This is a genomic window from Erythrobacter litoralis (assembly GCF_029760855.1).
GTDB classification, from domain to species: Bacteria; Pseudomonadota; Alphaproteobacteria; order Sphingomonadales; family Sphingomonadaceae; genus Qipengyuania; species Qipengyuania litoralis_A.
Window position 1 is genome coordinate 176417 of sequence record NZ_SOSI01000005.1, and the last position, 20847, is coordinate 197263.

Here is a 20847-nt window from a genome sequence, read left to right on the forward strand (position 1 = left end):
GCTTAGCCGTTCAGTTTGTTCATGATTTGCGGAACGATCGCGTCCGCCGTGAAGCCGAATTTCTCGAACAGGTCGCCCGCCGGGGCCGAAGCGCCGAACCGGTCGATCCCGATATTGAGGCCGTTCGCCATGGTATAGCGCTCCCAACCGAAAGTAGTGCCCGCCTCGATGCTGACGCGCAGTACGGTCTCTGGCGCGACGTTGGGGAGTAGCTCTTCCTTGTAGGCCGCATCCTGCTCGTCGAACAGTTCGGTGCAGACCATAGAGACGACGTCCGCGCCAATGCCGTCCTGCTCCAACCGTGCGGCGCATTCGAGTGCGACGTGGACTTCGGAACCGGTGGCGATAAGGATCACCTTGCGCTCCGCCTCCGCCGCTTTCAGGCGATATGCACCCTTCTCGCTCGAGCCCTTCGCATGGTCGTCGGTGCGGACCTGCGGCAGGTTCTGGCGGGTCAGCGCGAGAACGGTCGGCCGGTCCTTCTGGCGCAGCGCGATGTCCCAGCATTCCGCCGTTTCCACCGCATCCGCCGGGCGCATGACGAGGAGGTTCGGCATCATGCGAAGGCTCTGCACATGCTCGATCGGCTGGTGGGTCGGTCCGTCTTCGCCCAGCCCGATGCTGTCATGCGTCATCACGTAAATCACGCGCGCCTGCTGCAGCGCAGACAAGCGGATCGCGCCGCGGCAATAGTCGGTGAAGACGAGGAAGGTGCCGCCATAGGGGATAACGCCGCCATGCAGCGCCAAGCCGTTCATCGCTGCGGCCATCCCGAATTCGCGGATGCCGTAATAGACGTAGCGGCCCGAGTAATCGTCCGCCGTCAGCGCCGCGATGCCGCCCGCCTTGGTGTTGTTCGACCCGGTCAGATCGGCGCTACCGCCAATGGTTTCGGTGAGCTGCCCATTGATTTGGCCTAGCGCCATTTCGCTCGCCTTGCGGGTGGCGACCTTCTGGGGTTCGGCGATCAAGTCGGCGATGTAATCGTCGAGACTGAAAGCGTCCGGCAAATCGCCCGCCATGCGCCGCTCGAATTCATCGCGCTGGCCATCGTTCAATGCGCGGTCCTGCCATTCGCGCCGGGCCTGTGCTCCGCGGCTTGCACTTTCGTGCCAGTCGGATGCGACGTCTTCCGGTATCTCGAAGGGCTTCGCATTCCAGCCAAGCTGTTCGCGCGCCGCCAAGATTTCATCGTCGCCGAGAGGCGCGCCGTGCGTAGCGCTGGTGCCCTGCTTATTGGGCGCGCCCTTGCCGATCACCGTCTTGCAGGCGATCAACGACGGTCGCTCGCTCGCCACCGCCTCGTCGAGCGCGCGGCGGATGTCGTCGAAATCGTGGCCGTTGCAGCTTACCACGTGCCAACCGGTCGCCTCGTACCGCGCCTTGATGTCCTCGCTGGTCGAGAGATCGGTCGACCCATCGATGGTGATGTTGTTATCGTCCCACAACACGTTCATCCGGCCGAGCTTCAAGTGGCCGGCCAGGCCGATCGCCTCGTGGTTGATGCCTTCCATCAGGCATCCGTCGCCCGCGACAACCCAGGTGCGGTGATTGACCAGACCGTCGCCGAATGTTGCATTCAAATGCCGTTCGGCGATCGCCATGCCCACCGCCATCGCCAACCCTTGCCCGAGCGGACCTGTAGTGCACTCCACGCCCTCGATCAGGAAATTCTCGGGATGGCCCGCACACACGCTGCCGAGCGAGCGAAAATTGCGGATGTCGTCCATCGTCGGCTTCGCATAGCCGGATAAGTGGAGCAGGCTATAAATCAGCATCGAACCGTGCCCGGCAGACAGCACGAAGCGATCGCGGTCGGCCCACGTCGGGGCGGCCGGATCGTGCTTCAGATATTCGGTCCACAGGATCGTCGCCGCATCGGCCATGCCCATGGGCATTCCGGGATGTCCTGAATTCGCCGCCTGTACCGCATCCATGCTGAGCGCCCGGACGGCATTCGCCATCGAAGAAAGGCGGGCGGGATCGAGGCTCATGCGGGATGTCTCCGGTTGGAATTGAGGCGATTCGACGCGGGCGAAGCCATTGCGGAGGGCCGATGCGAGGTCAACCCGCCCCGCATACGTACCTCACTTGCGACGATTGCGGAAACATCGCCGCCAACTCTTTGCGTTCCGTATCGAACTTGGTAACCGGCGGCCATGAGCGAGAGCCGGACAGATACCGCCTTCGCCAGGATCGATAGCGCCCTGGCCCGAATCGAGACACAGACTGCCCTGCTTGCGAGCGGCGCTAAGTCCGGTGGGGCGGAACTCGCCGACCTACGGCAGCGACACGAGGACCTGCGCGCCGCGGTTGGCGGCAGCCTGTCGGAACTCGACGCGCTGATCGCGGAGATGGAACGATGAGCGACGTCCGACTGAAAGTCGGAGGGCGGTATTACACCGTGGCCTGCGCCGATGGCGAAGAGGATCGACTACGCGGTCTCGCCGCCCAGGTGGACGAGAAGGTCGCCTCGCTCGGCGCGGCCGCCTCGGCCAACGAAGGCAAGAACCTGCTGTTTGCCGCCATTTTCCTCGCCGACGAGCTGGACGAAGCGAAACGAAGCGCGAAACCGGCAGCGGCGGATGATAGCGCCATGACGCAGCGGTTGGAGCGGATCGCCGATGCGCTCGAAAAGACGGCGGATGCTCTTGAGGCGGCGGGCCAGCGCGCCTAGATAGAACATGGCGGGACTGCCCGGCACGAGCCGACAGAATATCCCTGAGGCTATAAGCAATCCACGGGAGCTGTCCCTGCTCTGGGGATCGGGTTCGTCCCGAGAACCGGGGCATACGGCCCCCACCTGACGTACTTGGCGTCGGCGGATTTCAAGGCAACGACCCATGGTGGTTCCGCCACTTCTTTATTGGCCTCGAGCTTCGGCGCTCGCGTGCGCTCGCTTGGCTGACCTCGCTCACGCGACCTTGCGGTCGCATCGCTGCAGGCGGGCGGTCGCCCTAACGGCCTTTCGGTCCGGAAATGGATTTCACTATACGATGGACAAAGCAGCGCTCAGAAAACAGCTCAGGCAGAAACGCCGCGACCATGTCGCCGCGCTGCCCGACGCCATGCGCGCATTGGTATTTCACCGTCCTCCGGCGACCTTGCTCGAATTGGTACCGGAAGGCGCAACCATCGGTCTTTATCGCGCTGGTCCGACCGAAGCGCCCGCAGCGGCTTACGCGAAATTCTTCCGGGAACACGGCTACGTCCTCGCCCTTCCCCGCTTCGCCTCGCGCAACGCCGCGATGGAATTCGCCGCCTTCGCCGATCCGTTCGACGAGACCGATCTCGAAATCGGACCATTCGGAATACTGCAACCGCAAGGTGAGGCAGACGCCTTGATGCCGGATGTCCTTTTCGTGCCTCTGCTCGGCTTTACCGAGAACGGCCACCGGCTCGGCCAGGGCGGCGGGCATTACGACCGGTGGTTCGCCTCCAATCCGGAAGCGCGCGCAATCGGGCTAGGCTGGGATTGCCAATTGGTGGACAATCTGCCGATCAAGGCGCACGATCATCCCATGGACGCTATCGTCACGCCTACCCGCATCTACGGGCCTTTTGAATGAGGACCGAACCGACATGGCGCATTCCGGTCGGGCTGTTCCTGATGCTGGTCGCCCTGCTGGCATATGGGATCGTCGTGGCGCGATATGTGCCTAATCTAATCGGGACCTGGCCAGGCCTGGCGCAAGCCGCGGTCTATCTCGTCCTTGGCCTGATCTGGCTCCTGCCGCTTGGCGGTTTTCTGAAGTGGATGGAGACCGGTAGCTGGCGTTGAGGAACCCCAGCCTTCGCGCTGCCGTTTCTCTGCCATGCCGGAACTTCCAGAAAACGAAGCGCAGCGCCTGACGCTGGAGCGTGAATGCCTCAACCGCACGATAGAAAAGGCGGAACTGGGCGACGATGTCAGCTATATCGAACTGCCCGGCAGTAACGAGCTTGGCCGGCTGAAGGGCCGCCAGTTCACCGAGACGTGGCGGCACGGGAAGAACGTGTTCGCCGGTTCCAAGAGCGGTCCATGGATCACCGTGCATCTGGGCATGACCGGTTGGCTGATCCCGTTCGACGCGCCGGACGATACGCCGGACCATACCAAACTCCTCATCACGTTCGAAGGCGACCGCCGCCTTGCCTTCCGCTGTCCGCGCAAGCTCGGGCATGTCCGCGTGATCGACGATCCTGGTGCCTATATCGGGGAGCAGGGCTTCGGCCCCGATGCGCTGGATATTGCAAAAGATGCCTTCTGTAAGGTCGTCGGCAGTACGCGCGGCGCGATCAAGTCGGCGCTGATGAGTCAGGATAAACTCGCCGGAATCGGTAACCTATGGTCCGACGAAATCCTGTTTCGCATAGGCGTTGGGCCGGAGAGGCGGGCGAACGAATTGAGCGACGACGAACTCGAAGACACTTTCGACACGATGCGCGAGTTGCTGAAGAAAGGCGTCGATGTGGAAGCGGACTATGCGAAACTTCCCGATACGTGGTTGATCCGCAAGCGCGACGAAGGCGGCGGCTGTCCAAGGCGCGGCTGCGGCGGGACGATCCGGCGCACCAAAGTCGGCGGTCGCTCCGCCTACCACTGCGACACGCATCAATCGTGATGCGGTCGCCAATCTAAAGCGTAAGGTCCCAAGTGGCGCGAGTGACGGGACTTGAACCCGCGACCCTCGGCGTGACAGGCCGATACTCTAACCAACTGAGCTACACCCGCGCATTCGCGCGTCAGCGCCTCTTGGGAGCCGCGCGTCTAGGCGGCGCTCCGATTCCTGTCAATGGCGATATGGCGGCTTTTTCGCCCGAACCGACAAACAGCGAAAATTAACCGAACCGAAAGGAAAAGCGCGAACATTCGCTCCCCCAATTTCCGTGCGGGAAACGGGAGGTTCGCCGATGATGAGACTGACATTGCTGACGATCTCGCTTGCCATGCTCGGGGCGGGCACGATGATCGCGCGCTCCGCCCTCGCCATGCAGGATGCCGCCTACGAAAAGGCGATCAGTCTACCAAGATAAGCGCCGGCGCTTCGAGAAGATACTTGAGCGCCTGTACGAAACTCGCCGCATCCCAGCCGTCGACCACGCGGTGATCGCAACTGATCGAGATGTTCATCAGCTTGCGCTTCTCGATCCGCTCGCCGCCCATGCCGTCGCTTACGAACATGGGGCGTTCGATGATGCGGTTGGGTCCGATGATCGCCACTTCCGGACGGTTGATAACCGGCGTGGTCGCCACGCCGCCGAGCGGCCCGAGCGAGGTCACGGTCAGCGTGCCGCCTTCCATGTCTTCCTTTTTCGCGGTGCCGTTCCGCGCATCGTCAGCCAGCCGCGAAATTTCGCGAGCAAGCTGCCAGGGGTTCATGGCCTGAGCGTTCCTAATTACCGGCACCATCAGGCCGGCATCGGTCTGCGCCGCCATGCCCATGTTCACAGCGCCATGCCGGGTGACGATGCCCGCCTCGTCGTCGTAACGGGCATTGATCATCGGAAAATCGGGCAGCGTCTTGCAGATCGCGCTGATCAGCAGCGGCAGGATCGTCAGCTTGGGTTTGTCGCCCCGGTTCTCGTTCAACTGCGCGCGCAGGATTTCAAGATCGGTGACGTCGCATTCCTCGACATAAGAGAAATGCGGAATGTTGCGTTTGGAGGCGGCCATGTTCTCGGCGATGCGGCGGCGCATTCCGATGACCTTCTTTTGCTCGTCCTCGCGGCGCGGAGCGGCGCCGGTGAAGCGGGCATTATAGGACAGGAACTGGTCGAGATCGCCGTGGCGGATACGCCCGCCCTCGGCCGGCTTCACCTCGCCGAGATCGAGCCCGAGTTCCCTCGCCCGCTGGCGCACCGCGGGAGATGCAAGGACCTTCGCGTCAGTCTGCACTGAGCTTGTCGGAGGGCTGTCCTTCCCTTCCGAAGTGTTGGACGAAGAGGAAGACGGTGCCTCGACAGACTCTGCGCGAGCGGTTTCCTGCTTCGAAGCCGCTATCGCATCGTCGGCATCGCTCGGATCGGGGTTCTCCACCTCGATCCGCTCTTCGACCTCGTCATCCTTCGGACCGGGCGCAGCTTCGTTCGCCGCGTCGTTTTCCTCAGCGACCTCGTCGGGGATTTCGCCTTCGACTTCTATCACGACCAGCATCGATCCGATCGAGACCATGTCGCCCTCCTCGCCGGCAATCTCGAGGATCTTGCCGTTGACCGGGCTTTCCATCGGCACGGTGGCCTTGTCGGTCATCATGTCGACAAATTCCTCGTCCTCCTGGACGGTGTCGCCGACTTTCTTGTGCCACTGCACGATTTCCGCCTCGGCGATGCCTTCGCCGATATCGGGCATGTTGAAGGTGAATTTGGTCATCGCTTGAGGTCCTGCAAATTCTTGTCCAGCGCTTCGCCGATGCGGATCGGGCCGGGGAAGTAAGCCCATTCGAGGCTGTGGGGATAGGGCGTGTCGAAGCCGGTCACGCGTTCCACGGGCGCTTCCAGATGATAGAAGCAGCGTTCGGTGACGAGCGCCGACAATTCGGCGCCGAAGCCCGCTGTGCGCGTTGCCTCGTGGACGATCAGGCAGCGACCGGTCTTCTTAACCGATGCTTCGATCGCCTCGATATCGAGCGGGACGATCGTGCGAAGATCGAGCACGTCGGCCTCGATCCCCTTTTCCTTACACACCGCCTCGACCACATGGACCATTGTCCCATAGGCGAGGATCGTGACCTGATCGCCCTCGGTGGCGAGCCGCGCCTTGCCGAGCGGGATCTTGTAGTAGCCTTCGGGAACGATGCTCTGTTCGAATTTCTTCCACGGCTGCACCGGCTTGTCGTAATACCCGGAGAACGGGCCGTTATAGATGCGTTTGGGCTCGAAGAAGATAACCGGATCGTTATCTTCGATCGCGCTAATCAAGAGGCCCTTGGCATCGTAGGGCGTGGCTGGGATGACGGTTTTTAGGCCCGAAACGTGGGCGAAGATCGCCTCGGGGCTCTGGCTGTGGGTCTGCCCACCGAAGATACCGCCGCCGAAAGGGCTGCGTACGGTCATCGGCGCTATGTATTCGCCAGCCGAGCGGTAGCGCAGACGCGCCGCTTCGCTAATCAGCTGGTCGAGGCCAGGATAGATATAATCGGCGAACTGGATTTCCGGCACGGGCCGAAGTCCATAAGCCCCCATCCCGACGGCGATGCCGATGATGCCGCATTCGGAGATCGGCGTATCAAATACGCGGGACTTGCCGTATTTGTCCTGCAAACCGGCCGTGCAGCGGAAAACACCGCCGAAATAACCCACATCCTCGCCCATGACGACTATATCGTCGTCGCGCGCCATCGAGACATCCAGCGCCTCGTTGATCGCCTCGATCATGTTGAGGCGGCGCTCGCCGTTTTCATCCACGCCCTTCGACTTGGCGGGGCCGGGTTTGGTCTGGGTGTCGCTCATGCGCCCTTCCCCTCGTTCGGCAGGCCTTCGGGAAACTTGGTCTTGCGTTCGTGGATCGCCTGCTCGGCCTGTTCCTTGAGATGCCAGGGCAGTTCTTCGAACACATCCTCGAACATGGTGCGGAAGGGATGGTGCAGGCCGTGTCCGAGGATGCCGTTGGCCTCCGCCTCCTTGGTGACCTTCTTCACATGTTCGGCAGCTTCGAGATCCATTTTCTCCTGTCGCTCCTCGTCCCATTCGCCGAGTTCGATGAGGTGGCGCTTCAGGCGCATCACGGGATCGCCGAGCGGCCATTCCTCGCGTTCGGTCGCACTGCGATAGCCGCTGGGATCGTCGGAAGTGGAATGCCCCTCGGCGCGATAGGTGAAGAACTCGATCAGCGTCGGCCCGGCATTGGCGCGGGCGCGGTTCGCGGCCCACTGTTCCGCGGCATAGCAGGCGAGCGGATCGTTGCCGTCGACCCGCAGACCGGCAAGGCCGTAACCAAGTGCGCGGGCCGCAAAAGTTGTACGCTCGGCGCCAGCGAATCCGCTGAAGCTGGAGATTGCCCACTGGTTGTTGATAACGTTGAGGATAACCGGTGCATTATAAACCGTTGCAAAGGTGCAGGCGGAATGGAAGTCGCCCTCCGCCGTGCTGCCCTCGCCTACCCAGGTGGCGGCGATCCGGCTGTCGCCCTTGATCGCGCTCGCCATCGACCAGCCTACAGCCTGCGGCGTCTGCGTGGCGAGATTACCGCTGATCGAGAAGAAGCTGTGTTCGCGGCTCGAATACATGATCGGCAGCTGGCGGCCTTTCAGCTTGTCGCCCTTGTTCGAGTAGATCTGGTTGATCATCTCGATCAGGGGATAGCCGCGCTGGATAAGGATGCCCTGCTGGCGATAGCTGGGAAACACCATGTCGTCGCCCGCCAGCGCCATCGAGGCGGCGACGCTGGTCGCCTCCTCGCCGGTGCATTTCATGTAGAAGCTGGTCTTACCCTGCCGTTGGCCGCGGAACATCCGCTCGTCGAAAGCGCGGGTCATGGCCATATGGCCGAGCATGGTGCGCAGCGTTTCGGGATCGAGCTTAGGGTCCCACGCGCCGTGCGCCTGGTTGTCATCGCCAAGAACGCGCACAAGCCCGAAAGCGAGATCGTGCATCTCCTTCGGATCGCAGGCTTCGTCCGGCCGTGGCTGCGAGCCCGCTTCCGGCACCGCGATATGGGAGAAATCGACCGTATCGCCAGGGCGGAACTTCGGTTCGGGCACATGGAGCGACAGGGAGGGTCGATTATCGCCCGCCTGCCCTCGTCCTTCGGGCCTGTCGGCCATAACTCTCTCTCCAGACGCAATCTTACGTTTGCGCGTTATTTTATTTCACGTGACCGTCGCGGTCAAGCGGCGTCCGTCACACCGCTACCGGCGCCTTGAGCGGCCCGTGCGGCGCGTAGTCGTGAACCGCAAAATCCTCAATCGCATAGTCGAAGATCGACGGTGGACGCCGCAGGATTTCAAGTCTTGGCTGTCCTACCGGTTCCCGCGAAAGCTGCTCGGCGATAAGATCGGCATGGTTGAGATAGAGGTGCGTATCGCCCCCCATCCATACCAGTTCACCCGGTTCTAAATTGGTCTGATGGGCCATCATCCGCACCAGCAGCGCCGCCGACCATAGGTTGAACGGTAGGCCGAGCGCGACATCGCAGCTGCGTTGGTAAAGCAGTCCGTTCAACCGCCCGTTCGCGACATGGAACTGATAGGTCTTGTGGCACGGCGGAAGCGCCATCCGGTCGAGCTCGGCGACGTTCCAGCCCTCGACGATATGCCGCCGGCTGCCGGGATTGGCGCGCAGGCTTTCCACTACCTCGGCGACCTGATTGATTCCCTCGCCCGGCTCGTACAGCCCGTCCGCGCGATAGCGATAGGTGGGCCAGTCGACCCATTGCTTGCCATAGACGGGCCCGAGATCGCCCCAGCGCACTGCGAATTCGGCATCTTCCGCGATCCGCTGAACGAAGGCGTCGAGCGCAATGTCGTCCCCGGTTTCCTTTACGTAGCGCGCATGGGGCCATTCGTTCCAGATCTTTACACCCTGCAACACGAGCGGGCGAATGTTCGTCTCGCCGGTAAGGAACCACAAAAGCTCGCGCGTCGCGGTTTTCCAATAGACCCGCTTGGTGGTGATCAGCGGCATCGCGCCGTCAGCCAGATCGAACCGCAGAGTCGTCCCGAACACGGAGCGCGTGCCGATGCCGGTGCGGTCCACCCGCTCGTCGCCCTCGTTCCAGATGCGCCGCATAAGGTCGAGATATTGCTGTTCGTAATGCTCTGTCGCCACGCCCGCCCCTTATCCCGCTTTGCCACGAAATGCCCGCTTGCACGTATAGCAATCCACACCTATAGGCCGCCCCTGCCTCGCACCCGCAGGCTTGTTTTCAAGCAGCGGGCCGATCCGGTCGGGGAGTAGCTCAGCCTGGTAGAGCACTGTCTTCGGGAGGCAGGGGCCGGAGGTTCGAATCCTCTCTCCCCGACCAATACTTTTACGCATATCCGTCATCACGGCGATCGGCGCTTCCCCCCGAAGCGTCAGATCGCGGTCGTGTCTGGCGTCAATTTGGCGAAGCGCAGGACGAGGTAGCCGGCGATTGCCGCGACCACCGAGCCGGCGAGCACGCCGACGCGCACCAGATCGAGCGTGGCGGGATCGGGAAAGGCAAGGCCGCCGATGAACAGGCTCATGGTGAAACCGATGCCGCACAGCAGCGACAGGCCGTAAATGTGCATCCAGTTCGCATTCTCCGGCAGCGGCGCGAGGCCGCCCTTCACCGCGGCGTAGATTGCCCCAAAAATGCCGATCTGCTTCCCGACTACCAAGCCGAGCGCGATGCCTAAAGGAAGCGGCGAGACCAGCGCGGCGGGACTCATCCCGCCGAGCGCCACACCTGCATTGAAGAACCCGAACAGCGGGATCACGCCGAACGCGATCCACGGGTGCAGCCCATGCTCAAGGCGATGCAGCGGCGAGGAATGCTCAGCCTCGCCCTCACCCAAACGCTTCGCATTCGCCAGCGGTATCGTCAGCGCCACGGCGACGCCTGCCAGCGTCGCGTGGACGCCCGACAGCAGCACCGCGACCCATACGCCAAGGCCGATTGCCGCGTAGATCCAAAGATTGCGAATGCCCATCAGGTTGAGCGTGACCAGCACCACCACGCCCGCCACGCCGATGCCGAGCGGCAGCAGGGCAAGGTCCGCCGTGTAGAAGATCGCGATGATCGCCACGGCCACCAGATCGTCGATCACCGCAATGGCCGTCAGCAGCACCTTCAAGGAAAGCGGGGCACGGCTGCCCAAGAGCGCCAGGATGCCTAGCGCGAAGGCGATGTCCGTCGCTGCAGGGATGGCCCAGCCGCGCGCCAGTTCCGGATCGCTGCCCGCCACCAGCATGAACACGATTGCCGGAACCGCAACGCCGCCGCCGGCCGCGAGCGCGGGAAGGATACGCGAGGCCGCGGTAGAGAGCTGGCCTTCCAGAAACTCGCGCTTGATCTCGAGCCCCACCAGCAGGAAGAACAGCGCCATCAGCCCGTCATTGATCCAGTACGACAGGGTGAGCGGCCCGATATAACTGGCCTTTGCAGCAAAATATCCATCGGCAAACGGCGAGTTCGCCACCACCAAAGCGGCCACAGCCGCCGCCATCAGCAGGATGCCGCCCGCCGCCTCGATCTTCACGAACTCGCGCAGCGCATCGCGGACAGGGGCGGGAACAAGTCTCTTGATGGGGCTCATGCGGTCCTTCGGGTTTATGCCCCGGCTAACTCGCCGAAGCTCTCAAGCGGTGAGTGAATACTGCGCTAACGATTTGCCGCAACCATCGCAGGCGTACAAATTTCGAAATCGAATTTCATGAACCGCGATGGGATTAACGAACTTTCGCACATTTCGGTTTGCCGAATTTTATACGCAGAGATACCTATGACGATCTTAGCAAATTCGCACGGCGACACCTCGCCGAGGCTGACTTCCTAACATCTTTGCAAGGAACTCGATCAAAGAGTTTAATCCTCAGAAAACCTTGCTCATCTTCGCCTGATTCGCGTGCAAGTTGGTTATTAATTTCGGAACAGGTTCCCGGTCCGCCACCGAAAAAGCTTCTCGATCAGACGGTTCCGTAAATTCACGTAGACCCTAACCAGTCATTTACAATTTTCGTGCACCTTGAGGGCATGACAAAACGCCGCCTCTCAAGTTCGCTCCGTTTACTGCCTTTCATCGCGATAGTCGCAGCGACTCCTGCGCTTGCCGGCGGCGTGCCCGCCGGTTCGATTATCGAGAACACGGCTTCCGCCACGTACGATGACAGCGGCGTCGAACGTACGGTGTCGTCCAACACCGTGGAGGTGATGGTCGAAGAGCTACTCGACGTAACGGTCACGTCGCAGGACGGTAGCGCGGTGTCGATCGGAAGCGGGTCGGCCGTTCTGACCTATGAGCTGACCAATACGGGTAACGGACCCGAAGCTTTCATTCTTACCGCCGACCCTGCACGAACCGGTAACGATTTCGACCCAACCGTTACGGGAATCGCCTACGACACGAACGGCAACGGGATTTATGACGAGGGCGTCGACCTACTTCTCGGGGCGGACAATCGCACGCCTGTTCTAAACGCCGACGACACATTGACCGTCTTTATCCTTGTCGACACACCGGCAGGCGTCAACGATGGCCAAACAGCGAGCGTCAATCTGCTCGTCCAAGCGGCAACCGGTACCGGGCAGCCAGGCACAGCCTTCCCCGGCCAGGGTGAAGGCGGCAGCGACGCCATCGTCGGTGCGACCAGTGCCGATGACGATGCCGATGGTCAGCTCACCGCTGCGGTCGCGGCGGTGACGCTTTCGAAAAGCGCCGTCGTCTCCGATCCGTTCGGCGGAAACGAAGTGGTTCCCGGAGCAACCGTTACCTTCACCATCGTTGCGAATGTCACAGGGACCGGCTCGTTCGACGCCTTCACCATCAACGATCGGATCCCCGATTTCACGACCTACAGCCCCGGCACACTAACTTTTGGTGGAGCATCCTTGACGGATGGCGCCGACGGGGATGCCGGCTCGGTCGGCAGTAACGGCGTCTCCGTCAATCTCGGCACCGTCACCTCTGGCAACAGCTACGCCGTCTCGTTCGACGTCGTTGTCAACTGACCCTTCTCTGTGTTTTTGTAATTGCGTGAGAACATCATGAATAGTCGTTACATCCTCGGTCTCGCTCTTGCCATTACCGGCTTCGGTTTTGCGCCCGTCGCTGCCGCACAGGATCGCATCCAGCTGGATAGCGAAGTCGAGGTCGAACGCACCAAGAGCGAAGGCGGGCAAACGAAGGTCGACTACTTGCCGCCGGTCGGCGTGGTTCCCGGGGACCGGCTTCGTTTCACGACCGGTTACGATAATCGCGGAAGCACTGCCGCAGAAAATTTCGTCGTAACCAACCCGCTTCCCGAGGCTGTCGCCCTCGCCAAGAACGAAGATGCGTTTGTGGTGTCGGTCGATCAGGGGCAGACCTTCGGCACACTCGCAGAGCTGCAAATCAAAGAAACGACAGGTGAATACCGAGCCGCCGAGCTCACCGACGTGACCCACATCCGCTGGACGCTGGAACGCGTCGCTCCGGGTGAAACCGGCACTCTCACCTACTTCGGTATCGTCCGCTAAAAACGGAGGAAAGCGCCACCGGTCGCGGGCGCGAAAGCTGCGATCAGACCAATAGAAGGTTCGAGGAAATGATACGCACCAGCAAGCTGCTGGGCGCGGCGAGCATCGTCACGCTTGCCGCACTCGGCGCGACCCCGGCATTCGCCGACGGAACCGGGGCCGGAACGACCATTCAGAACACCGTCACCGTCTCGTACTCGGTTGGCGGCGTCGCACAGAACGATCAGCAAGCGACCGACCAGTTCGTCGTCGACCGCAAGATCAATCTGACCGTGGCAGAAGTCGGCGGAACGCAGACCGTCGTGTCGCCCGGCGCGACGCAGCAGGTCACGACGTTTCGCGTCACCAACCTGTCGAACGATACGGCGGACTTCGCCCTTTCGGTCGCCCAACAGGCAGGCGGTCCCGGCGCGTTCGGCGGCACGGACAATTTCAATACGACAGGAGAAACGATCTACATCGATACCGACAATGATGGCGATTGGGCAGACGAAACGCCGGTCAGCTATATCGATGAACTCGCTCCCGATCAGAGCCGGACGGTCTTCGTCGTATCGAACGTTCCGCTGAACCAGGTTTCCGGCGATGTCGCATCGGTCGTCCTGACGGCGACCGCCCATGCCGGCGGCACGGCAGGCAGCCAAGGCGCCCTGCTCACCACCTCCGCGAACAACACGGCCAATACGGTCGATACCGTGCTCGCCGACGGCGCAGGACGCACCGACGCGCAGTATGATGGTCGGTTCTCCGCCGCCGACGACTATATCGTCTCGGCTGCGGCGTTGACCGTCCTGAAAACAAGCTCGGTTGTCCAGGACCCTGTCAGCGGGACCAACAATCCCAAGGCCATTCCCGGCGCCATCGTGCAGTACTGCATTTCTGTCACGAACGCCGCCGGCAGTGCGACAGCCGCCGGCGTCAACGTCGTCGACGATGTGCCCGCCGGCCTGACCTACACCGCAACGAACTTCCCGGTGCGCACCAACAGCACAAGTTGCGATGTTGCGGGCGCCACGGACACGGGTTCATTCTCGGGCACGCGGGTTTCCGGCACGCTCGCCAACATCGCCGGCGGCGAAACGCGTACGCTCATCTTTCAGGCCGTCATCGACTGATTTCGGCTACCCATGGCTATCGGGCGGAACCTTCTACGAGCGGCTGTGACATTCCTCGGAATGGCGCAGCTGCTCGCCGTGGTTCCGGCCGAAGCGCAATCCCCCGCTGCCGAACGCACAATTGTGAACACGGCCGAAGCCGCCTGGCGGTCGAGCGAAGGGGCGGGACGCGCGACTTCCAACACCATCCGTCTTCCGATCGCGAACGATGTCACCTCGATCGGAAGCTATATTGCGTCTCCGAACGGCGGCGTTCGGTACTCCATTACACAGCCGCGATGCGGTGCGGCACCCATCGATATCTCTGCTGCAGCTCTGCAATCGGCCGCGCCGACGCAAACGGCTCTGGTCGAATCGACGAAAGTCCGGATCGGCGATACGCTGTTCTTCCGCGTTCACGATCGCAGCGCGAACCGGGATCCTAACGCAATCGATTCTATCGAGGTCATCGTAGCGGCGCCCTCTGGCGACGAAGAGCGACTGACGATCTTCGAAACCGGCGAAAATACGGGAGACTTCGTCGGAGGTATCCGGACAAGCAATGCGAGCAACGCGCCGGTAGCAGGCGATTGCACGCTCGATCTCGAAATCGGTAACGACATCACGGTTTCGTATCTAAGACAGGATGGACAACCTCGCCTATCGGCCCGCGTATCCGCGTTTGTCCGACCTTCCGGGTTTGTCTTCGACAGCCGTGACGGGATGCTCGTGAACGGGGCCCAGGTCACGCTCATCGACGAGACGACGGGTCGGCCTGCAACCCTGTTCGCAGAAGATGGCATTACGCCTTGGCCTTCCACGGTCGTAACGGGCAGCGCCATAGCCTTGCCGAACGGCACGGCCGTTCCTCTCGCGGATGGCGAATATGTTTTCCCCCTCGTTGGCACTGGCTCATATCGCCTGATCGTCGAAGCGCCCGCGCCGTACCGCGGCCCGTCGGAGATGAATCCGAGCGACCTCGCAGGCCTCAGGGGACCCGGCGGCGATCCCTTCTTCGTTGCTGATGCCTCCTACGCTGCGCCTTTTTTCACGACGGAAGGTGATGCGGTCGAATTCGACATCCCGCTGGACCGGGACTTCACTGCGCTTTCGATTTCGAAAACCGCGTCGCGCCAGGTCGCCGCGCCAGGCGATGTCGTCGTGTTTTCGGTGATCGTCGGTAACCCCGATAGTTTCGGACCGCGCCGGGACGTGATTGTTACCGATACGCCCTCGCCCTGGTTGCGTTTGCGCCGAGACAGCGTGCGCATCGACGGAGAAAAGGACGAGGATGCCGTTACGGTTTCGCCGGACGGTCGCACCATACGCTTTAATCTGGAGGAAATCGCGCCAAACGCCGTTCGCCGCCTGACCTACGCGATGAATGTTCGGGAGGATGCGCCTCAAGGGGCCATCGAAAACCGTGCTAGCGTAGAAGATCGTTCGGACGAGATTGCCACGGCTGTCGCAACCATACGAGTACAGCGCGATGTCATCGCCGACCGCATGACGCTGATCGGGCGTATCACCGAAGGAGATTGCTCGTTGCCCGACAACCGTCGTGGCATTCCCGGGGTCCGCGTCCTGCTGGAAGACGGCAGCTTCGCAATCACCGATATCGATGGTCGTTACCATTTCGAAGGTTTGATCCCCGGCACCCATGTCGTGCAGGCGCAGGAGCGGACCCTTCCGGAAGGGGGCCGGTTTGTCGATTGCAGCCGATCGACGGCGAATGCCGGTGCCACGAATTCTCGCTTCGTGCGTGGACAGGGCGGAAGCCTCGTTGTCGCAGATTTTCATGCGATCCTGCCCTCCGATTGGTCTCCGCCCGTGGCTGAAGCCAACGTCGATGCGCGCGATGATGCACAGGCTGCGGGTGCCGATATCGACTGGATTGCCATCGGCGACGGACCGACCGACTTTCTCTTTCCCGAGGTCGGCCACAACCCGCGCGCACCCGCCATCCGGGTCGCGATACGGCATCGGCTTGGCGAAAAGGTCGAGCTGACCGCGAACGGGGAAAACGTCGATCCGCTGGCGTTCGACGGTATCCGTAAATCCGCCGATGGCACCTATGCGGTAAGCGTTTGGCGCGCCGTCGCCTTGAAATCGGAGCAGACTGAGTTGAGAGCGGCCGTTCTCGCCGCCGACGGATCGAAAACAGTCGAATTAACCCGCATCGTCGATTTCGCCGCTGCACCGGCAAGAGCGCAGATCGTCGCCGATCGCTCGAACCTCGTCGCCGATGGACGGAGCCGGCCGGTAATCGCGGTTCGCATTACCGACCGCAAGGGTCGGCCGGTGCGCAACGGCGTGAGCGGCAGCGTGTCGATCAATGCTCCTTACGAAAGTGCGCAGGCCATCGAAGCAATGCAGCTACGTCAGCTCACCGGTCTCGGCGGGGCAAGTCCGACATGGACCGTCGAAGGTGACGACGGCATCGCCCTGATCTCTCTAGCGCCGACAATGGTCAGCGGGCCGCTGCATCTGACTTTTGAATTCACCGATCGTCAGATTACCCGCAGGCATGAACTGGAAAGCTGGATTGTCCCTGGCGATCAGGAATGGACGGTCGTCGGCCTCGTCGAAGGCTCCGCCGGAGCGCGGTCCGTCGCAGATAACATGCAGCGCTCCGGCCGGTTCGACAGCGATCTTGGCGAGGATGCGAGGGTCGCTCTTTACGTGAAAGGCCGGGTCCTCGGCAAATTCCTCGTGACGGCCGCGTATGACAGCGCAAAGCAACGCGAAGAAGAACGGCTCGGCGGCGCGATCGATCCGAACGCTTACTACACCGTCTATGGCGATGCTTCGGTTCGGCGCTTCGATGCGGCGAGCAGAGGCAAGCTATATGTGCGGGTGGAGACGGACACGTTCTATGCCATCTATGGCGATTTTCGCACGGGCTTCGACCAGACGGATCTTGCGCGATACGACCGTGCCGCGACCGGTATCAAGGCAGAAGGCCGGTTCGGTGCCTTGCATGTGCAGGGTTTCGCCGCCGATACCACCACCCGGTTCCGTCGCGACGAAATCCAAGGTAGCGGCCTCTCGGGCCCCTACCGCCTTTCGGACCGCCGGATCGTCGTCAATTCCGAACGCGTAGTAATCGAGACACGCGACCGTTTCCGCTCCGAACTTATCGTAGAGCGTCGTGAACTCGAACGGTTCGTCGACTACGATATCGACCTTCTCTCGGGCACGATCACATTCAAGCAACCCGTGCTCAGCCGGGATTTCGCTCTCAATCCGCAGTTTATCGTGATCGATTACGAAATCGACGACCTGGTCGGCACGGGCAAGCTGAACGCCGGTATTCGCGGTTCCGTGACCGCGACCGACGGCGACCTTCGCCTCGGCGCCAGCGCGATATCGGATCAAGGCGACGGGGACCGTACCGATATGATCGCGGCCGACCTCCGCAGCCGGCTTGGCGACCAGACCGAACTGCGTGCAGAAATCGGTGCCAGCATCCGCGAAGGCGCGACCGCCGTCGCATGGCAAGTCGAAGCCACTCATCTCAGCGGGCAGCTCGACCTGCTTGCCTATGCCCGCAGCATCGAAGACGGATACGGGGTCGGCCAGCAAAACGCCGTGGAACGTGGTCGGACCAAATTCGGCGCCGATGCCCGCTACACGGTAAGCGAAGACTTGTCTGTGACTGGCAGCGTTTGGCGCGATGACAGCCTAACCGATGCCGCCCGGCGCAATGCTGCGCAGCTTCAGACGACGTGGCGTAATGGCGCGACCGACCTGCGTCTCGGCATCGCGCATTTTTCCGATCGGTTTCAGGATCGATCCACCGGTTCTTCGACAGTTCTCGAAGCGGGTGCGAGCCAGCGCTTGCTCGAAAACCGGCTGGAGGTGAATGCCAGCACGAGCATCGCTCTCGAAAATACGGACTCGATTGACCTTCCCACGCGCCACCGTCTCGGTGCCCGTTATGCGGTAACCAATTCGATGCGCCTGGTCGGAGCCTACGAGGTTGCAAAGGGCGATGCGATCGATGCAAGAACGATACGCGGCGGCGTCGAACTGACACCGTGGGCGGGCGCCCGCATGAACGGTACGCTGGGGCAGCAAACCATTTCGGAATACGGGCCACGATCCTTCGCGGCGTTCGGATTGGCGCAAAGTCTACCGGTATCGCCGGAACTGACCGTCGACTTCACGCTCGACGGTAACGGGCAGATTGGCGGCGTCGATCCCGCGAAGGTCATCAACCCCCTGCACCCCGTGGCGAGCGGCGGCCATCTGAGCCAGGATGGCCAGCTTTTCGAAGATTTCTTCGCTTTCACGGCCGGTGCGAATTGGCGCAAGGATCGCTGGGCGGCGAATTTCAGAGGCGAATACCGCGATGGCGAATTGGCCGATCGAAAGGGTCTGACCTTCGGGGCAATCCGGCAACTGGGAGAAGGCAGCGTCGTCGGTTCGGGCTTCACCTGGACAGCGGCAGATACCCAAACCGGGTCTTCGACCGAGATTTTCGACGGTGCGGTTGCCCTCGCCCATCGGCCGGAAGAGTCGCCGATCGCCCTGCTGGCGAAACTCGAGTTTCGCAGTGACGAGGTTACGGGCGCGATTGCCGGAGAAACCGGCCCCGCCGGTCGGACCGCGCTGTTGGTGGACGGTGATGCAAAATCCCGCCGGTTGATTGGAAGCCTGTCCACGAACTGGTCGCCGAAATCCGGGTCAGACGACGATAAAGGCTTCGCACAACGCGTGGAAATCGGCGTCTTCCTGGGCGGCCGCTACAATTTCGACAGGATCGAAGATTACGACGCTTCCGGTTTCTCGGCACTTGGCGGCTTGGACATGCGCCTGGGGATCGGAAAGCGGTTCGAAATCGGTGGCCGCGCGACGGTACGTTCGAACCTGTCTGATGGTTACACGAAGTTTTCCGTCGGTCCTGAGCTTGGTTTCACGCCTGCCAAGAACATGTTGCTCACGATCGGCTACAACATTTCGGGGTTCAGGGACGAAGATTTCAGCGCGTCGCGAACAACCGATAAGGGGTTCTTCACCAAATTTCGTCTCAAACTGGACGCCGACAGCTTCGCCTTCCTGGGGATCAGTCGATGAAGTGGCGCAAGACTCTGGTCTCGAAAGCGGCGGCATTGTTTGGACTATGCGCAGCACTCGGCGCACATCCCGCGATGGCGCAGACTTCGACGACTTTCTCGAACACCACGGTCGGCAATCTTAATGCTACTACGCCTTGCGCGACGCCGCTTGTGCGCACCTTCTCCGTATCGGGGGTAAACACGGTGTCCGATGTGAATATCGGGGTGCTCGCAACGCATTCATGGCGAGGCGATTTGCAGTTTACACTGGTATCTCCTCTCGGCACACGCGTTCAGCTCACGATCGGCGATGCCACGAACATCAGCGGCGATAATTTCAATGTGCTTTTCGACGATGCTGCAACGCAGGTCGTCAACACGGACGGGGCGACGCGAAATCATGCGACGACGGCGCCGCCCTATCAGAACACCTATCGCCCCCGGAACGCTCTGTCCGCGTTCAACGGGCAGAACGGAAATGGTACGTGGCGGTTGGAAGTCTGCGACCTGTTTCCGACAGAAGACGATGGCAGCTTTCGCCGGGCCGATCTTTACCTGACCTCGTCGAGGTCGGCCGGCATCGCGCCGATGCTGCAATGTCCGAACCAGTCCATCCTGTTCGATTGGGACGCAATTGCGTGGACCAGCGGGAGCACGGTGAACAGCTATCCGCTCGGTTCGCTCGGAAATATCGGGTTCAACCTCACAAACAACGGTGCGTGGCTAAACAACGCGACGTTCGGCGGTCAATCACCGGCTAGGCAGAATAGCTTTACCGGCGGCATTCCAAACGCCGGGTTCTCTCTGGGTCAGGTCGCCGATCAACCGAACCAGTCCGGCCGAGCCACCACAACGATCTCCCTTCCGCAAATCATGCGGGGAGCGCAATTCGCGATATTTGATGTAGACAGCAATCCGGGACAGTTCGCCGATCTCGTGGTCGTGGAAGGACGCCTTAGAGGCGCGGTGGTGCAGCCCGTACTGACGAACGGTATCTCGAACTATGTAATCGGAAACGCGGCCTACGGCGACGGTGCGTCGGACAACGATCAAGCCAATGGCAATGTGGTTGTAACCTTCAACCAGCCGATCGACACGATCGTAATTGCATATGGTAATCACTCGGCCGCTCCGGTGGACCCGGGGCAGCAAGGTATTGCCATTCACGACATAACGTTCTGCCGACCCACAACTACGGTTACAATTGCGAAGACGAGCCGTTTGCTGAACGGTCAGGCCGGCAGTTTTAACGTCGACTTCCATATACCGGGATCGCGCATCGAATATTGCCTGCGTGCGAACAACACGGGCGATTCAAGTGCATCGCAGATACGAATGTCTGATTTCGTACCTTCTACGGTTAGCTACGTGCCGGGTTCGATCCGATCGGGTCAAACATGTACCACGGCTGCGACAGTCGAAGACGACAACGGCGATGGAGCGGACGAAACTGATCCGGCGGGCGCGCAATTCCTGAACGGAGAGATCCGCGCTTCCCAAACGACACTTAACGCCGGACAATCGGCAGCGTTTACTTTTCAGGTGATCGTCAAATGAGGATGTTGTGCCGTGC

The 20847-nt window shown here is 61.5% G+C and carries 17 protein-coding genes, 2 tRNA genes and 1 other RNA gene; 13 read left to right on the plus strand and 7 right to left on the minus strand.

The window, feature by feature from the left end; translation table 11 throughout:
• Positions 1-2 precede the first annotated feature (2 nt).
• Positions 3-1994, minus strand: coding sequence for a transketolase (gene tkt, locus E3U23_RS10955; RefSeq protein ID WP_279351302.1), 1992 nt, complete (start codon positions 1992-1994; stop codon positions 3-5).
• 165 nt (positions 1995-2159) lie between these two features.
• Here tkt and E3U23_RS10960 point away from each other — a divergent pair, with 165 nt between their 5' ends.
• The 6 genes from E3U23_RS10960 to E3U23_RS10985 all read left to right on the plus strand — a co-directional run bounded on the left by E3U23_RS10960 (position 2160) and on the right by E3U23_RS10985 (position 4604).
• Positions 2160-2366 carry a hypothetical protein gene (locus E3U23_RS10960; protein ID WP_279351303.1) on the plus strand — a complete coding sequence of 69 codons (207 nt, stop codon included), beginning with the start codon at positions 2160-2162 and terminating at the stop codon, positions 2364-2366.
• Positions 2363-2677 carry a cell division protein ZapA gene (locus E3U23_RS10965; protein ID WP_279351304.1) on the plus strand — a complete coding sequence of 105 codons (315 nt, stop codon included), beginning with the start codon at positions 2363-2365 and terminating at the stop codon, positions 2675-2677. The genes E3U23_RS10960 and E3U23_RS10965 overlap by 4 nt, the downstream gene beginning before the upstream one ends.
• Positions 2678-2687: 10 nt before the next feature.
• Positions 2688-2857, plus strand: a non-coding RNA gene (ssrS, locus tag E3U23_RS10970) — 6S RNA.
• 139 nt (positions 2858-2996) lie between these two features.
• Positions 2997-3569, plus strand: coding sequence for a 5-formyltetrahydrofolate cyclo-ligase (locus tag E3U23_RS10975; protein ID WP_279351305.1), 573 nt, complete (start codon positions 2997-2999; stop codon positions 3567-3569).
• A complete protein-coding gene (locus E3U23_RS10980; protein WP_279351306.1) occupies positions 3566-3781 on the plus strand; it encodes a DUF2842 domain-containing protein in 216 nt (71 codons plus the stop codon). Before E3U23_RS10975 ends, E3U23_RS10980 begins: the two co-directional genes overlap by 4 nt.
• 34 nt (positions 3782-3815) lie before the next feature.
• Positions 3816-4604, plus strand: coding sequence for a DNA-formamidopyrimidine glycosylase family protein (locus tag E3U23_RS10985; protein WP_279351307.1), 789 nt, complete (start codon positions 3816-3818; stop codon positions 4602-4604).
• Positions 4605-4637: 33 nt separating this feature from the next.
• On the opposite strand, the gene E3U23_RS10990 is transcribed toward E3U23_RS10985, so the two are convergent.
• Positions 4638-4714: transfer RNA gene (locus E3U23_RS10990), tRNA-Asp, on the minus strand.
• A 179-nt stretch (positions 4715-4893) separates the two neighbouring features.
• On the opposite strand from E3U23_RS10990, the gene E3U23_RS10995 reads away from it, so the two are divergent.
• Positions 4894-5016 (plus strand): hypothetical protein, encoded by a 123-nt coding sequence (locus tag E3U23_RS10995; RefSeq protein ID WP_279351308.1) that lies wholly within the window; start codon positions 4894-4896, stop codon positions 5014-5016.
• Here E3U23_RS10995 and E3U23_RS11000 read toward each other — a convergent pair.
• The 4 genes from E3U23_RS11000 to E3U23_RS11015 form a co-directional block, all read right to left on the minus strand.
• Positions 5000-6352: a dihydrolipoamide acetyltransferase family protein gene (locus tag E3U23_RS11000; RefSeq protein ID WP_279351309.1), complete on the minus strand. Its 1353-nt coding sequence runs from the start codon at positions 6350-6352 to the stop codon at positions 5000-5002. The two genes, E3U23_RS10995 and E3U23_RS11000, sit on opposite strands and share 17 nt — an antisense overlap.
• Positions 6349-7431: an alpha-ketoacid dehydrogenase subunit beta gene (locus E3U23_RS11005; RefSeq protein WP_279351310.1), complete on the minus strand. Its 1083-nt coding sequence runs from the start codon at positions 7429-7431 to the stop codon at positions 6349-6351. The genes E3U23_RS11000 and E3U23_RS11005 overlap by 4 nt, the downstream gene beginning before the upstream one ends.
• Positions 7428-8744 carry a 3-methyl-2-oxobutanoate dehydrogenase (2-methylpropanoyl-transferring) subunit alpha gene (locus E3U23_RS11010; RefSeq protein ID WP_279351311.1) on the minus strand — a complete coding sequence of 439 codons (1317 nt, stop codon included), beginning with the start codon at positions 8742-8744 and terminating at the stop codon, positions 7428-7430. Before E3U23_RS11010 ends, E3U23_RS11005 begins: the two co-directional genes overlap by 4 nt.
• 76 nt (positions 8745-8820) lie before the next feature.
• Positions 8821-9747 carry a thymidylate synthase gene (locus tag E3U23_RS11015; RefSeq protein ID WP_279351312.1) on the minus strand — a complete coding sequence of 309 codons (927 nt, stop codon included), beginning with the start codon at positions 9745-9747 and terminating at the stop codon, positions 8821-8823.
• A gap of 119 nt (positions 9748-9866) precedes the next feature.
• Here E3U23_RS11015 and E3U23_RS11020 point away from each other — a divergent pair.
• A tRNA-Pro gene (locus E3U23_RS11020) sits at positions 9867-9943 on the plus strand.
• 52 nt (positions 9944-9995) lie between these two features.
• Here the strand turns inward: E3U23_RS11020 and nhaA are convergent.
• Complete coding sequence (gene nhaA / locus E3U23_RS11025; protein ID WP_279351313.1) at positions 9996-11201, minus strand: Na+/H+ antiporter NhaA; 1206 nt, start codon at positions 11199-11201, stop codon at positions 9996-9998.
• A gap of 437 nt (positions 11202-11638) precedes the next feature.
• Between nhaA and E3U23_RS11030 the strand changes: the two genes are divergently transcribed.
• The 5 genes from E3U23_RS11030 (at position 11639) to E3U23_RS11050 (ending at position 20831) form a co-directional block, all read left to right on the plus strand.
• Entirely contained in the window at positions 11639-12613 is a 975-nt protein-coding gene (locus E3U23_RS11030) for a hypothetical protein (protein ID WP_279351314.1), read from the plus strand.
• 36 nt (positions 12614-12649) lie between these two features.
• A complete protein-coding gene (locus tag E3U23_RS11035) occupies positions 12650-13120 on the plus strand; it encodes a hypothetical protein (protein WP_279351315.1) in 471 nt (156 codons plus the stop codon).
• Positions 13121-13188: 68 nt separating this feature from the next.
• Positions 13189-14235 (plus strand): hypothetical protein, encoded by a 1047-nt coding sequence (locus E3U23_RS11040; protein WP_279351316.1) that lies wholly within the window; start codon positions 13189-13191, stop codon positions 14233-14235.
• Between the two features lie 45 nt (positions 14236-14280).
• Complete coding sequence (locus E3U23_RS11045) at positions 14281-19293, plus strand: hypothetical protein (protein WP_279351317.1); 5013 nt, start codon at positions 14281-14283, stop codon at positions 19291-19293.
• Complete coding sequence (locus E3U23_RS11050) at positions 19290-20831, plus strand: proprotein convertase P-domain-containing protein (RefSeq protein WP_279351318.1); 1542 nt, start codon at positions 19290-19292, stop codon at positions 20829-20831. The genes E3U23_RS11045 and E3U23_RS11050 overlap by 4 nt, the downstream gene beginning before the upstream one ends.
• Positions 20832-20847: the final 16 nt, after the last annotated feature.